This is a genomic window from Trinickia sp. HAY1-2D, assembly GCF_056754935.1.
In genome coordinates this window covers 394,981-408,090 of the sequence record NZ_JBPGWX010000002.1, presented here as the reverse complement: position 1 = coordinate 408,090, position 13,110 = coordinate 394,981, and the positions used below count along the sequence as shown (strand labels likewise).

Annotated in this window: 15 protein-coding genes and 1 riboswitch; of the genes, 1 reads left to right on the top strand and 14 read right to left on the bottom strand. The window is 65.0% G+C overall.

Features of this window, described 5'->3' with window-relative positions; all coding sequences use genetic code 11:
- Nucleotides 1-10: 10 nt before the first annotated feature.
- The 13 genes from ACR9ZC_RS08875 to ACR9ZC_RS08815 form a co-directional block, all read right to left on the bottom strand.
- Complete coding sequence (locus tag ACR9ZC_RS08875) at nt 11-250, bottom strand: BolA family protein (RefSeq protein ID WP_331568190.1); 240 nt, start codon at nt 248-250, stop codon at nt 11-13.
- A 13-nt stretch (nt 251-263) separates the two neighbouring features.
- Nucleotides 264-1,019 carry an ABC transporter permease gene (locus ACR9ZC_RS08870; RefSeq protein ID WP_481582627.1) on the bottom strand — a complete coding sequence of 252 codons (756 nt, stop codon included), beginning with the start codon at nt 1,017-1,019 and terminating at the stop codon, nt 264-266.
- Between the two features lie 26 nt (nt 1,020-1,045).
- Entirely contained in the window at nt 1,046-1,972 is a 927-nt protein-coding gene (locus tag ACR9ZC_RS08865; protein ID WP_331568189.1) for an ABC transporter ATP-binding protein, read from the bottom strand.
- Nucleotides 1,973-2,195: 223 nt separating this feature from the next.
- Nucleotides 2,196-2,498: an STAS domain-containing protein gene (locus tag ACR9ZC_RS08860; RefSeq protein ID WP_331568213.1), complete on the bottom strand. Its 303-nt coding sequence runs from the start codon at nt 2,496-2,498 to the stop codon at nt 2,196-2,198.
- Nucleotides 2,499-2,506: 8 nt separating this feature from the next.
- Nucleotides 2,507-3,151 carry an MlaC/ttg2D family ABC transporter substrate-binding protein gene (locus tag ACR9ZC_RS08855; RefSeq protein WP_481580005.1) on the bottom strand — a complete coding sequence of 215 codons (645 nt, stop codon included), beginning with the start codon at nt 3,149-3,151 and terminating at the stop codon, nt 2,507-2,509.
- A 138-nt stretch (nt 3,152-3,289) separates the two neighbouring features.
- Nucleotides 3,290-4,330, bottom strand: coding sequence for an MlaA family lipoprotein (locus tag ACR9ZC_RS08850; RefSeq protein WP_481580004.1), 1,041 nt, complete (start codon nt 4,328-4,330; stop codon nt 3,290-3,292).
- 61 nt (nt 4,331-4,391) lie between these two features.
- The gene (mlaD, locus tag ACR9ZC_RS08845; protein ID WP_481580003.1) at nt 4,392-4,976 is read right to left on the bottom strand and encodes an outer membrane lipid asymmetry maintenance protein MlaD; all 585 of its coding nucleotides are present in this window, start codon (nt 4,974-4,976) and stop codon (nt 4,392-4,394) included.
- A gap of 59 nt (nt 4,977-5,035) precedes the next feature.
- The gene (gene mlaE, locus ACR9ZC_RS08840) at nt 5,036-5,812 is read right to left on the bottom strand and encodes a lipid asymmetry maintenance ABC transporter permease subunit MlaE (RefSeq protein ID WP_481580002.1); all 777 of its coding nucleotides are present in this window, start codon (nt 5,810-5,812) and stop codon (nt 5,036-5,038) included.
- Entirely contained in the window at nt 5,809-6,636 is an 828-nt protein-coding gene (locus ACR9ZC_RS08835) for an ABC transporter ATP-binding protein (protein ID WP_331568184.1), read from the bottom strand. The genes mlaE and ACR9ZC_RS08835 overlap by 4 nt, the downstream gene beginning before the upstream one ends.
- Before the next feature lie 89 nt (nt 6,637-6,725).
- Complete coding sequence (gene thiE, locus ACR9ZC_RS08830; RefSeq protein WP_481580001.1) at nt 6,726-7,832, bottom strand: thiamine phosphate synthase; 1,107 nt, start codon at nt 7,830-7,832, stop codon at nt 6,726-6,728.
- 10 nt (nt 7,833-7,842) lie between these two features.
- Nucleotides 7,843-8,652, bottom strand: a complete 810-nt coding sequence (locus ACR9ZC_RS08825) for a thiazole synthase (protein ID WP_481580000.1) — start codon at nt 8,650-8,652, stop codon at nt 7,843-7,845.
- Nucleotides 8,653-8,697: 45 nt separating this feature from the next.
- Complete coding sequence (thiS, locus tag ACR9ZC_RS08820) at nt 8,698-8,895, bottom strand: sulfur carrier protein ThiS (protein WP_481582626.1); 198 nt, start codon at nt 8,893-8,895, stop codon at nt 8,698-8,700.
- A 62-nt stretch (nt 8,896-8,957) separates the two neighbouring features.
- The gene (locus ACR9ZC_RS08815) at nt 8,958-10,115 is read right to left on the bottom strand and encodes an FAD-dependent oxidoreductase (RefSeq protein WP_481579999.1); all 1,158 of its coding nucleotides are present in this window, start codon (nt 10,113-10,115) and stop codon (nt 8,958-8,960) included.
- 134 nt (nt 10,116-10,249) lie between these two features.
- Nucleotides 10,250-10,382: riboswitch (TPP riboswitch) on the bottom strand.
- Nucleotides 10,383-10,737: 355 nt separating this feature from the next.
- Here ACR9ZC_RS08815 and ACR9ZC_RS08810 point away from each other — a divergent pair.
- Nucleotides 10,738-12,504, top strand: a complete 1,767-nt coding sequence (locus tag ACR9ZC_RS08810) for an ABC transporter ATP-binding protein/permease (protein WP_440560093.1) — start codon at nt 10,738-10,740, stop codon at nt 12,502-12,504.
- 20 nt (nt 12,505-12,524) lie between these two features.
- Here ACR9ZC_RS08810 and thpR read toward each other — a convergent pair whose 3' ends face one another.
- On the bottom strand, nt 12,525-13,094 hold the full coding sequence (gene thpR / locus ACR9ZC_RS08805; protein ID WP_481579998.1) for an RNA 2',3'-cyclic phosphodiesterase: 570 nt from the start codon (nt 13,092-13,094) through the stop codon (nt 12,525-12,527).
- Nucleotides 13,095-13,110: the final 16 nt, after the last annotated feature.

Genomic DNA, 13,110 nt, shown 5'->3' with positions numbered 1-13,110 from the left:
GTTTCCTGGATTATGCGTTTCGCCATTCCGCCGGCGTCAGCGTCTTCATGCTCAGCGCGTGGATTTCCGCCTTCATGCGCTCGCCCAGCGCCGCATAGACGAGCTGGTGACGCTGGATCGGGCGCTTGCCCTCGAAGGCGTCCGAGACGATCGTCGCAAAAAAGTGCTGACCGTCGCCCTCGACTTCGAGGTGGGTGCAGGCCAATCCGGCCGCGATATATTGCTTGACCTCGTCGGGTGTCGGCAACATGGTTCATGACTCCTCAATAACGCAGCTTGTAGCCGGACGCGATGAGACGCATCGCGAGCGCGGCGATCAGCGCGAAGAAAACGGCAACGACGGCCAGGCACGCAAGCGGATCGATGTCGGACACGCCGAAAAAGCCGTAGCGGAAACCGTCGATCATGTAGAAAAACGGATTGAGCCGCGACACATGCCGCCAGAGCTCGGGCAGCGAATGCGTCGAGTAGAACACGCCCGAGAGAAACGTGAGCGGCATGATCAGAAAGTTCTGGAACGCCGCGAGCTGATCGAACTTCTCGGCCCAGATACCGGCGATGAGGCCGAGTGTGCCGAGAATCGCCGAACCGAATGCGGCGAAGAGCACGATATAAAGCGGCGACGCGAATGTCATCGGCACGAACCAGATCGTCACGATGAATACGCCCGCCCCGACCACGAGTCCGCGCACGACGGATGCAAGCACGTAAGCGCCGAATATCTCCCAGTGCGTGAGCGGCGGTAGCAGCACGAAGACGAGATTACCCGTGATCTTCGACTGGATCAGCGACGACGAGCTGTTGGCAAACGCGTTTTGCAGCACGCTCATCATGACGAGGCCCGGAACCAGAAAGCTCGTGTATTCGACGCCGGGATAGACCTCGACACGTCCGCGCAACGCGTGGCCGAAGATCGTCAGATAGAGCAACGCCGTGACGATGGGTGCGAGCACCGTCTGGAACGAGACCTTCCAGAAACGCAGAATCTCTTTGTAAAAGAGCGTGCGAAAGCCGGTCATGCCGCGAGCCTGAGTGCGGGGGTACATCATGCCAGTCCCTCCACCAGTTCCGGGCCGCTCATCAGTTGGACGAAAACGTCCTCGAGGTCCGCCTTCCGTACGTCGATCTCGTCGAACGTGCAGCCTTGTTCGCGACAGCGCGCGAGAATCGGCTCCACATCGTCATAGCTCGCGAGACGCAACAGATGCTCGCGCGCACCTGGCGGCGCCGCGTCGACCTCGAGCGCGCGCAGCTCCGCCGGCAAGACCCCCGCGGACAAGCGCAGAAAAAGCTGCATGCCGGCGAAACGCGCGAGCAAGTCGCGCGTGCGATCGAGGGCCACGACTTCCCCGCGGCGCAGCATCGCGATGCGGCCGCACAGCGACTCGGCTTCTTCCAGATAGTGAGTCGTCAGCACGATCGTGTGCCCTTCGCGGTTCAACCGCGAAATGAATTTCCAGAGCGTCTGTCGCAGCTCGACGTCGACACCTGCCGTCGGCTCGTCGAGGACGATCACGGGCGGCCGGTGCACCAGCGCCTGCGCGACGAGCACGCGCCGCTTCATGCCGCCCGACAGCGCGCGCATGTTCGCATCGGCCTTTTCGGTGAGATCGAGATGAGCCATCACCTCGTCGATCCATTCATCGTTGCGGTGCAGGCCGTAGTAGCCCGATTGAATGCGCAGCGTTTCACGCACGGTGAAAAAGGGATCGAACACGAGCTCCTGCGGCACGACGCCGAGCGAGCGGCGCGCGCCGCGGAAATCGGACACGACATCGTGGCCGAGCACGGCGACGCTACCTTCGTCCGCCCGGGCCAATCCGGCAAGGATGCTGATGAGCGTGGTCTTGCCTGCGCCGTTCGGGCCGAGCAGGCCGAAAAATTCGCCTTCGTCGATCGTCAAGCTGACGCCCTTGAGCGCTTGCAGCGCCTTATAGCGCTTCTTGACGTTGCGGATTTCTATCGCTGACATGGATGTGCGCGGCCTTTCGCGAATGGCGCGCCTTTGTTTAGACGTGACTGGACCTGATCGCCGGGCTGGCGCCACGGCAGCGCCGCGTCGCATCCCGGAAAAAACCGGAGCGATCGCATGCCCGAAAAAACGGTTGATTATAGGCCAAGTCGAGGCGGCTCACTTGGCGCGCGTGGCCGTGGACCGTCGGAGCATTGCGCCGCGGCGGCGCCGCGCGTGCGGCTCAGAGCGGGGCCGCGACGCCTTCGGGGGACGAGCGGTGTCGCGCCGCCAGAAGGGCGTCCACACCGTACACCGCGGCGAGGCTTGCCAGCCCCTGCGGCACATTGATGATCTCGAATGCGCTGCCGCGCGCCTCGGCTGCGCGCTGCCACGCGAGCAGCACCGCGAGTGCCGATGAATCGAATTCGGTGAGCGCGGCGCAGTCCACGCCCGTCGCGCCGCCCGCAATGCTCGTCAAGCCGGCCGCGAGCGCGCTTTTCGCGCTCGCATGGGTGAGCGCCGTGCCCAGGGCAAAGCGGCTCATTGGGGTGCTCACGTCGGCTGCTTGCCGGCGGCAAGCTGCTGGTTGCGGTCGGTCAGGAACTGAATCAGCCCGCTCACGCCGCTTTCGTTGATCTTCTGGGCGAATTGCTGCTGATACGCCTGAATGAGCCATGCGCCGGCAACATTCAGATCGTAGACGCGCCAGCCCTGCGGCGTCTTGTAGAGACGATAGTCGAGCTCGACCGGTTGCCCGTTGTCGATCACCGCGCTACGCACGACGACGTCGGTATCGGTCGGCGCCGCGCGGAACGGCTTGAACTGGACCTGCTGGTCGCGGAACTGCGACAGCGCGCCAGCGTAGGTGCGGATCAGCAGCATCTTGAACTGCTCGACCATCTGGTCTTGCTGCTCCGGCGTCGCCTGGCGCCACGCACGGCCCATCGCCAATTGCGTCGTGCGGCGGAAGTCCGTGTAGGGCAGGATCTGCTTGTTGACCACCTCGGTGATGCGGTTGATATCGCCCGAGCGGATCGACTTGTCCGCACGGATCGTATCGAGCACCTGGGTGGTGACCGTCTTGATCATGACGTCAGGCGAACTCGTATCGACGCCGCCGGCGTTCGTCTGGGCGAACGCCGCACCGGCAAACGAAAGGAGCATCGCGAAAAGAGGAATCAGAAAGAATTTTTTCATCGTCAACCCTGATATCGAAGAAACGCTGAGGTTGGAGCCTCGCCGAATCGTGCAAGTTCAGCCCGCATCTTGCACGGCTCGGCAGGATTCATGTCACACGGCCTCGCAAGATTCGTGTCGAAGTGTTACCGCAACGAGTCACTTCAGACGAATGATCGGCAAGCCCGTGCGTTGCGGCGGCGGCACGTACTGCTGGCCGGGCACCGTTCCGTCGGGTCCGCCCAGCGGTGCCGGTACCGCTGTCGCGGACGCCGCCGATGCCGGCTGCGCGCCCGAGGCCGGCTCCCCTGCCGCCGGTTCGGTAGCGGACGGCGCCGCGGCCGAAGCCGGAGCCGCAGCGGATGCCGGCGCTGCCGCACCGGTGGCACCGGGGGCACCGGTAGCACCCGGCGTCACGGCGGCACCGGCCCCCGGCGCAGCGGCGCCAGGCGCCGCGCCATCGTCATCGTACTTCGGCAGCGACTGATCGTAGTTCGGCAGTTGGGCACCGTCGCCGTCGCCACCCGTGATGAGGAAGCGGCGCCGCTGCAGATAGGCATTGCGGACGAACGAATACTTGTCGAGCGCGGCGCCCGACAGCACGTCGACCGTCGTCAGCAAGTTGGCGCGCGTATTGACGAGATTCAGTCCATACAGCGCCCAGCTCACTGAAGACGGCTGCACGTACGTCAGCGGATTGCCATAGTAATCGACGACGAGGCCCGTTGCATCGCGCACCGTGCTGGGTCCCAGCAACGGCAGGACGAGGTACGGACCCGACGGGACGCCATAATGGCCGAGCGTGATCCCGAAGTCCGCGGCATGCTTGGGCAGCTTCGCCAGCGTCGCGACATCGAACAGGCCGCCCACGCCGAACAGCGTGTTGATCGTCACACGCATGATGTCGCCGACGCCGTCCGCGATTTTCAGCTGCAGCAACTCGTTCGCGGCGATATAGACATCGCCGATGTTCGAGAAGAAGTTCGTGACGCTCCTGCGCACCGGTTCCGGCACGACCTGCTGGTAGCCCTTCGCGACCGGCTTCAACGCATAGGTGTCGAGCGTATCGTTGAACTTGAACACGCCGCGATTCACGCTCTCCAGCGGGTCGCCCGGGGTGGGCGTCTGAACCGACGCACACCCGGCGAGCATCGCCACCGCTATTGCCAGCGTCACGTTTTTGGCGCGCGTGGTCTGCATTATTGTTCTCCGTGATGATCGGTCCCGGGCGGCACATTGCCGCCCGCGTCAAAGGTTCGCGTCAACCGCCTGCCCCCGACGCCGCGGCACTGGCCGGCGCCGTAGCGGATGCCGCGGGAGCTGCGGGCAAGGTGGTAGGAGCGGCAGGCGCGGCGGCCGGCGCAGGTGCCGTTTTGGCACCGCCCGCATCGGCCGCCTTGCCATAGAGAAACTGGCCGATCAGATTCTCGAGCACGATGGCCGATTGCGTCATCGTGATCGTATCGCCGGCTTTCAGCATTTCGGTGTCGCCGCCCGGCTCCAGGCCGATGTACTGCTCTCCGAGCAGACCGGAGGTCTGAATCTTCGCCGACGTGTCCTTCGGAAACGCAAATTGCTTGTCGAGGTCGATCGTGACGAGCGCCTGATAGGTATTCGTGTCGAATCCGATCGACGTCACGCGCCCGACGACGACACCGGCGCTTTTCACCGGCGCGCGTACCTTGAGCCCGCCGATATTGTCGAACTTGAGCTTCACGGGGTACGTCGGCTGAAACGAGAGTGAGCTCATATTGCCGGCCTTGAGCGCCAGGAACAGCAGCGCGATGAAACCGAGCACCACGAACAAACCGACCCAGAAGTCGAGAACAGTCTTTTTCATCGTCATCCCAAAAGAAGCGCGCTCGCGCAGGCGCCAATCGTGCCAGCGGTGCAATATGGACTGCGTCAGTTGAACATCAACGCCGTCAGCAGAAAATCGAGTCCGAGTACGGCGAGCGAGGCGTAGACGACCGTGCGGGTGGTCGCCCGCGAGACCCCTTCGGGGGTCGCTTTTGCCTCATAGCCTTGAAACAGCGCGATGAATGTGACGGCAAAGCCGAACACCACGCTTTTGACGACGCCGTTGCCGACGTCCGCCCAGACTTGCACCCCGCCTTGCATCTGCGACCAGAAGGCGCCCGAATCGACGCCGATCATCAGCACACCTACGACATAGCCGCCGAAAATGCCGACGGCGCTGAAGATCGCGGCGAGTATCGGCATGGCGATGATGCCCGCCCACATGCGCGGTGCAACGACGTTCGCGAGTGGATCGATGGCCATCATTTCGAGCGCTGTCAGCTGCTCGCCCGCCTTCATGAGACCGATTTCCGCGGTCAGCGAGGTGCCCGCGCGCCCGGCAAACAGCAGCGCCGTCACGACGGGACCCAGTTCGCGCACCAGCGACAGCGCGACGAGCAGTCCGAGCGCCTGCTCGGAACCATAGCGATTGAGTGTGTAATAGCCCTGCAGGCCCAGCACGAAGCCGACGAAGAGCCCGGAAACCCCGATGATGACGAGCGAATAATTGCCGACGAACAGAATCTGCTTGATGACGAGATTCGGCCGGCGCACGAGCGCGAAAAACTCGAGCACGAGGCGAACGAACATGCGGGTGGCATAACCGGCGCGCGCGATGCCCGCGAGCACCCAGTGCCCCAACGTTCCAATTGCACCAATCATGCGCGTCCTCCGCCGAGGCCAAAATCCGCATCGAGCGGCGTTTGCGTCGGATAGTGAAAGCGAAACGGGCCGTCGGGCGCACCGTCGATGAACTGCCGCACCGAGGGGTCGACCGACTCCCGCAGCTCGGCCGGCGTTCCTTCGGCAAGCACCGCGCCGTTCGACAGAAAGTAGACGTAATCGGCAATGGCGAACGATTCGGGGACATCGTGCGTCACGAGAATCGAGGTGGCACCGAGCGCCCGATTCAACGTACGGATGAGATTGGCCGTGATGCCGAGCGAAATCGGGTCGAGGCCGGCGAACGGCTCGTCGTACATCATCAGCTCCGGATCGAGCGCGATTGCGCGCGCAAGCGCCACGCGCCGCGCCATGCCGCCCGAGATCTGCGATGGCGCGAGATCGCGCGCGCCGCGCAGGCCCACAGCGTTGAGCTTCATGAGAACCAGATCGCGAATCAACGCTTCGGGCAGATCGGTGTGCTCGCGCAGCGCGAACGCAACGTTTTCGAAGACGGACATATCGGTGAAAAGCGCACCGAATTGGAACAGCATGCCCATCTTGCGGCGCAAGGCGTAAAGGCCTTCCCGGCTCTCCTTGCCCATGTCCCGCCCGTGGAACAGCACCTCGCCTCGGCGAGCTCGCTCGAGCCCGCCGATCAGGCGCAGCACGGTAGTCTTGCCGCAGCCCGAGCCGCCCATGACGGCGACCACCTGCCCGCGCATGAAGCGCATGTTCAGGTTCGCCAGGACGAGACGATCCTCGTCATAGCCGAAATCGACGTTACGCAGCTCGAGAATGGGCTCAGCGGATGTAGGCGGCACGAAGCGGCGGCTCCTTTTACGCGGAAGCCGAATTATAGGGCCTCAGCGAGAACGTTGCCGTGACACCCAACTTTCCAAGTGCAAAACGCTCACCGGTCCGCAAAAATTCGCTCGAGCGCGGCCACGGCCTCGGCCGGGTCGGGCGCCCCCGTCACGGCGCTCACGACGGCCGCGCTGCCCACGCCCGTATCGAGCACGGCGGCAAGCGTGTCGAGCGTGATGCCGCCGATCGCGACGAGGGGCACCTTCGGGCCGATCACCCGCGCATAGCGCGCGAGCCGCGCGAGACCTTGTGGCGCGCTCGCCACTGTCTTGGTCGCCGTCGGAAAAACCGCGCCGAAAGCGAGGTAGCTCGGCGCATAGTACAGCGCCCGCAGCATCTCGTAGTAGCCGTGCGTCGACAGTCCAAGCCGCAAACCCGCGGACGCGATCGCGCCCAGCTCGGCGGTATCGAGATCCTCCTGCCCCAGATGGACGCCGTACGCCCCCGCGGCGATCGCTTCGCGCCAGTAATCGTTGATGAAAACGCGCGCGCCGTGGCGCTGTCCCGCTTCGACGCTCTTTGGGATCTCATTGGCGAGCCGCGCCGCCGGGGCATCCTTGACCCGCAACTGGATGGTGCGTACACCGAGGGCCGCGACGCGCTCCACCCATTCGGCGCTCGGCACGACCGCATACAGGCCGAGCCGCGACGGGCAATCAGCGAAGCGCTGCGTCGGCGCGGGCGGCAGCGCGCGAACGCGCGGAAAGCGGTCGAGTTGGTCGGGCCACGCATCGTCGCCGCGCGTTTCGTCGCCGTCGCGCCACGCCATGGCCAACACGAGCGCGTCGTGCGGGGCGAAGCCGCAATCGAGGAAGCTCGCGAGCGCGGCGAGCCAGTCTTCGGCGAGGGTGCCCGAGAGCGGATAGCGCGCCTCGCCCAACACTAAACAGGCGCCATCGGCCGACGTCTCGATCACCCCTGCGCCGGCGGCGAGCCACGCGGACTGGGCCGGCGCAGCGCCGCTTTCGTCCGCCGCGGCGACGATCAAATCGCCCGCGCCGGGCGCATCGGGCGGCGTCAGACAGATCCGCCAGAGCGCCTCCCCACGCGGCCATTCGCCGAGGCGCGCGCGGATACGCTCGGCCGCTTCGACCAGTTCGTCGGCGGGTGGCCAGAAGATTTCACGATCCGCGAACGCAAGCGTACGGCTCATATGCGATGCCTCAGCCTTGGTCCTGGTGCCAGAACGGCATGCCGACCACCGGCGTGCTCGCCTGCGCGCTATCGCGCTCGTCCATCGGACCGGCGAGATACGCGGCCCGCCCGGCCTCGGCGGCCATCGCGAATGCGCGCGCCATGACGGCCGGCTCGGTCGCCTGCGAGACAGCGGTATTGAGCAGCACACCGTCGAAGCCCCATTCCATGACCTGGCACGCGTGCGACGGCACGCCGAGTCCCGCATCGACGATGAGCGGCACGTCCCGCAGTCGCTGACGCAGCGTGCGAAGCCCATAAGGATTGACGATGCCCTTGCCGGTTCCGATCGGCGCGCCCCACGGCATCAACGCCTCGCAGCCCGCATCGATCAGACGCCGGGCGATGACCAGGTCCTCCGTGCAGTACGGCAGCACCTTGAAGCCGTCCTTCACGAGCCGGGCCGCGGCTTCGATCAGTGCCAGCGGGTCGGGCTGCAGCGTGTAGTCGTCGCCGATCACCTCGAGCTTGATCCAATCCGTTTCGAACACCTCGCGGGCCATGTGCGCCGTCGTCACGGCTTCGTCGACCGTCTGGCACCCGGCCGTATTCGGCAACAGCGGCACAGCGTGGCGTTTGAGCAAATCGAAAAAGCCGGCCTCGGCGGTCTCGGCCTGCATCTGGCGCCGCAGTGCTACGGTGACCATGCCGGGTCGCGCTGCTTCGATCGAATCGGACAGCGCCCGCAGCGACGGATAGCGCGAGGTACCGAGCAGCACACGGCTGGCAAAGGGGGTGCCGTACAGCGTGAGCGAATCGGCGGCGGAAGCGGAAATCATCGCAAGATCCTCAGGACGTAATGGATGTTAGCGGCACGAAGGTCATCAGCCGCCCGCGACGGGATGCACGATATCGAGCTTATCGCCGGCGTTGAGCGCGCGCTCGGGATGCTGCGCGCGTGCGACGAACTGCCCGTTGAGCGCGACGGCGAACGGCGGCCGCGCGCCGAACGCGGCGAGCGCATCGGCTACGGTCGCGCCGTCGGGAAGGGAAAGAGACGTCTGATTGATCTGGATTTCCATGATTCGAACGGTCCGACGATGGAGTTGCTCGGTCTTTTCCTGTGGGGTGCGCGTCATCGTACTCACATCGCAAGCGCCGCACGCTCGCCCGCGAGATGCAGCATGGGCGCCCAGCGCGCTTCGCTGCGCCATTGCGCAAAGCCTTCCGCATCGGCGACACGGCCGCTCAGCAGCGCGGCGGCCAGTCCGGCCGCTGTACTCGCCACTTCGGGGGCAATCATGAAGCCGTGCCGGTAAAGACCGTTGACGGCGAGGGTACTCGCACCGTCCCAGACGATCGAAGGGAGGTGATCGGGCAGCGTGGGACGGCATTGCGTGTTGAGTTCCAGAATGCGCGCCTCGCCGAACGCCGGATGCACGGCAAACGCCGCGCTCAGCAGCTCGAGCGCGGAGCGCACGCTCATCGGCGAGCGGTCCTCGCCTTCGATTTCCGTGGCGCCGATGACGAACAAATCGTGTTCCTTCGGCGCAATGTAGATCGGATAGCGCGGATGAAGCATGCGAACGGGGCGCGTCAGCGCGATACCGGGCGCATGCACGCGCGCGACTTCGCCGCGAATGCCACGCAGCGAGGGCAACGCCGCCTTCGCGCCGAGCCCGCGGCAATCGATCGTGATTCGCGCGCTCGGCCGCGCCGCCTCGTCGACGGCGGTGTTCCAGTGCGCGTCCACCCCGCGCTCGCTCAGCCCCGCGGCCAGCGCGGCGAGCGTCTGGCGGTTGTCGAGCTGGCCCTCGTCGGGCAGCAGCAGCCCCTGACCGAAGCGGCCGGCCAGCGCGGGCTCGGCAGCCGCGAGCTGCGCGGCATCGAGCGTCGCAACGCGGCTGCCGCCCGCGAGCGTGCGCGGCGCGTTGGCGTGCACGCGCCGTTCGAGCAGCGCCGCTTCGGGCCGATCGTTACGGTGCCAGACCACGAGTGTGCCGTTGCGCTGGAAAAAGACCGGTGCCGGCAGCGCGGCAAGGATCCGTGGCCAGGCGTCGAGCGAGGCCTGGCCTAGCTCGACGATGAGCGGCTCGGCGCTCGCGGCCTCGGCCAGCGGCGCCAGCATGGCGGCGGCGACCCAGGCCGCCGAGGCCGTCCCCGACGCGTCGCCGCGCTCGTAGAGCGCAACGCGGTGCCCCTCGCCCGCGAGTTGCCAGGCCACTAGCCGGCCGGCGAGCCCGCCGCCGAGCACGGCGAAATCGGGTATTCCTGAAACAACGACTGAAGATTGAACGCTCATCGGATCGATCCTTTCTGTACGGCGAACTGCGCGTACCCAAGGACGAAACCGGCGGGTGAGGCCGGCCGGCGGCATCGACGCAACCGATGCTTTCGGCGGAGAAAAAGATGCCGCGACACGGCATCCCACGCTATAAGCGTGTTCCTGAAACTTCCCGCGCCGGTATTACCCGGATCGGGTGCGAAGGGTCTCTCTCAGCCTCGCCACGGAATGGTCCGAACAGCTCGAACCCTATCCACTTCCAGCGAAGCACCCCTGTTTCGTCGCGGCCATTAGACCATAAAAGCGCGAGCGGCCGCAAACGCGGCGCAATGACGCGGCGCCGCCAACGCGCCCTTTTTTGCGCTCGGATGCTGCGCGAAAGGTTGGCTCACCGCTCTCTGGCACAATGTCCGATCGCGGCACGCGGGTGACACGCTTTTGCTTTTCGCCAACCACGCGCACGGTCGGTGTCGATGTGCGATACCAGGCATGGAACGCGCGGGCCGCCGCCATTAAGACTCGCTTAAGCGCTCCGCGCAAGAATCCGCGGTAACCGCGTACCGTGCCGCGCATCGTCGAAGCGCCCGTATGCCTGCCGTCGGCTGGCGCAACTGATTCGGAAACACCGTTCGGAAGACCTATGACTGCCTCATCTCTCAATCCCGTCCCTGCCCGCAACGGTGCGCCGCCCCAACCCTCGTCGACCTCGGCCTGGGGGCTCATCAAACCGTACTGGGTCTCGGAGGATTGGAAGGCCGCCTGGGGTTTGTTGGTGACGATCATCCTCATCAACCTGACGATCGTCGGATTCAACGTCTGGATCAACCAGTGGTACGCGAAGTTCAACAATGCGATGGTGGCGAAAGACAGCCCGCATTTTTGGCAGCTGCTGATCCAATTCACCGTTGCGGCCTTCGTGTTCATCACGTTGGCCGTCTATCGTACCTACCTGCGGCAAATGCTCGGGTTCCGTTGGCGCCAGTGGTTGACGAACCGCTATCTGAAGACTTGGCTTGGCGACCTCGCGTTCTACCGTATCGAACGCGATCGACTCGCTGACAACCCCGACCAACGGATCAGCGACGATCTGCAATCGCTCGCCACCAACACGCTCGATCTGTCGCTCGGCCTGTTATCGACAGTCGTTACGCTGGTCTCGTTCATCACCATCCTCTGGACGATCGGCGGCGCGCTGAACTTCCATTTCGCCGGCTCGGCATGGACCGTGCCTGGTTATATGGTCTGGGCGGCAGTGATCTATGCGATCGGCGGCTCGTACCTGATGCATAAGGTTGGACATCCGCTCGTTTCGATCAACTATCAGCAGCAGCGGGTCGAAGCCGACTTCCGTTACGGACTCATTCGCGTGCGCGAGAACTCGGAGCAGATCGCGCTATACGACGGTGTTCGAACCGAAGAGGGCAACGCGCAAAACATCTTCGCGAGGATCCGCGACAACTGGTGGCGCATCATGACATACACGCGGCGCCTCAATTTCGTCACGAATTTTTATGGGCAGGCGGCCATCATTTTTCCGTACATCGTCGCATCGCCGCGCTATTTCGCCGGTGCGTTCACGTTCGGGGTGCTGACGCAGATCGCGGACGCTTTCGGCACCGTCAGCGGCTCGCTCTCATGGTTCATCAACAATTACTCGTCGCTCGTCGAATGGCGTGCCACCGTCAACCGGTTGCGCGAATTCAGCCGCGTCGTGCAAAGCACGCATCTGCGCGAATCGGTCTCGCCCGCCACCGCACATGGCGGCATCAATCTGCACTACGTCGATGCAAGCGCGCTGAGCACGCACGATCTCGAACTTGCGCTGCCGAACGGGACGCCGCTCGCGACGATCGGCGACATCGTCATCGAGCCGGGCGCCCGCTGGCTCGTGCGCGGTGCATCGGGTTCGGGCAAGAGCACACTGTTGCGCGCCTTCGCCGGCCTTTGGCCCTTCGGCGAGGGCAGTATCGACGTACCCGTCGGCGCGCGCACGATGTTCCTGCCGCAGCAAAGCTATCTGCCCATCGGTACATTGAAAGCCGCACTCGCCTACCCCGCCGCCGCGGACACCTTCACCGAGAATGCCTGTCGCGAGGTGCTCGTCAGTTGCCGGCTCGAAGATTACATCGGGCGTCTCGGCGAATCGGCGCATTGGACGCGCGTGCTGTCTCCCGGCGAGCAGCAGCGGCTCGCAGCCGCGCGCGTGCTGCTGCACAAGCCCGACTTTCTTTTCCTCGACGAAGCGACGAGCGGGCTCGATCCCGAGAATGAATCGAATGTGTACCGGCTGTTCCACGAACGCCTGCCGCAAACGGCGATCGTGAGCGTTGCGCATCGCGAGTCCATCACAGGTTTTCACGACCATACGCTTTTCATCGAACGCGCGGGCGAGCGGGCGGTGGCATGACGCGTCCGCGCCGGCCTGCCTCAATCTGAAGGCGCCGCGGGTACGTCGACAGCGGCGAGCGGCCGATACCGCGCGCCGCTGCGCTCGAGCGTGCTCGAGTAAAGCATCAGGGTGGCGAAACGCGACGCCGGCAATGCGAGAGCGGACTGCTCCCCCACGAGCAGGGCTTCGGGCGATACCGGCCGGCTATGGCGCGGCAAGCGCGCGAGCGTGACGTGCGGACGAAACGGGCGATGATCGTCGATGGGCAGACCGAGGCTGCGAACGAGCCCGCGTACGTTCGCAGCCAACTCGACGAGCGGCTGTGGACACTCGAACGTCAGCACCGCAAGGCGGGGATGGGCAGGATTCGGCCAATATGCGAAACGCTCGATCTTCAGCGCGGGAAGCGCGGTCACGGTCGAGGCCAGCCCCGTCGCAAGCGCAAGCCCGCGCTCGCGCGGGATGGACCCGAGAAAGGCCAGCGTCAAATGAAGCTGATCCGCCGCAACGCGGCGCCCGATCATATCTTCGCCGATGCCGAATGCTTCCCACTCACTGCGCGTGGGCGCATCGGGCACGAGCGCAATGAAAGTGCGATGCCAATCCACATCCGCATCCTGCGGT

What these genes read in the sequence shown, in the direction of transcription:
- ACR9ZC_RS08870 (WP_481582627.1), bottom strand. Translation starts at nt 1,019, where the DNA reads ATGACCGGCTTTCGCACGCTCTTTTACAAAGAGATTCTGCGTTTCTGG.
- thiE (WP_481580001.1), bottom strand. Translation starts at nt 7,832, where the DNA reads ATGAGCCGTACGCTTGCGTTCGCGGATCGTGAAATCTTCTGGCCACCC.
- ACR9ZC_RS08865 (WP_331568189.1), bottom strand. Translation starts at nt 1,972, where the DNA reads ATGTCAGCGATAGAAATCCGCAACGTCAAGAAGCGCTATAAGGCGCTG.
- ACR9ZC_RS08850 (WP_481580004.1), bottom strand. Translation starts at nt 4,330, where the DNA reads ATGCAGACCACGCGCGCCAAAAACGTGACGCTGGCAATAGCGGTGGCG.
- ACR9ZC_RS08825 (WP_481580000.1), bottom strand. Translation starts at nt 8,652, where the DNA reads ATGATTTCCGCTTCCGCCGCCGATTCGCTCACGCTGTACGGCACCCCC.
- ACR9ZC_RS08875 (WP_331568190.1), bottom strand. Translation starts at nt 250, where the DNA reads ATGTTGCCGACACCCGACGAGGTCAAGCAATATATCGCGGCCGGATTG.
- ACR9ZC_RS08810 (WP_440560093.1), top strand. Translation starts at nt 10,738, where the DNA reads ATGACTGCCTCATCTCTCAATCCCGTCCCTGCCCGCAACGGTGCGCCG.
- thiS (WP_481582626.1), bottom strand. Translation starts at nt 8,895, where the DNA reads ATGGAAATCCAGATCAATCAGACGTCTCTTTCCCTTCCCGACGGCGCG.
- ACR9ZC_RS08815 (WP_481579999.1), bottom strand. Translation starts at nt 10,115, where the DNA reads ATGAGCGTTCAATCTTCAGTCGTTGTTTCAGGAATACCCGATTTCGCC.
- mlaD (WP_481580003.1), bottom strand. Translation starts at nt 4,976, where the DNA reads ATGACGATGAAAAAGACTGTTCTCGACTTCTGGGTCGGTTTGTTCGTG.
- ACR9ZC_RS08860 (WP_331568213.1), bottom strand. Translation starts at nt 2,498, where the DNA reads ATGAGCCGCTTTGCCCTGGGCACGGCGCTCACCCATGCGAGCGCGAAA.
- mlaE (WP_481580002.1), bottom strand. Translation starts at nt 5,812, where the DNA reads ATGATTGGTGCAATTGGAACGTTGGGGCACTGGGTGCTCGCGGGCATC.
- ACR9ZC_RS08855 (WP_481580005.1), bottom strand. Translation starts at nt 3,151, where the DNA reads ATGAAAAAATTCTTTCTGATTCCTCTTTTCGCGATGCTCCTTTCGTTT.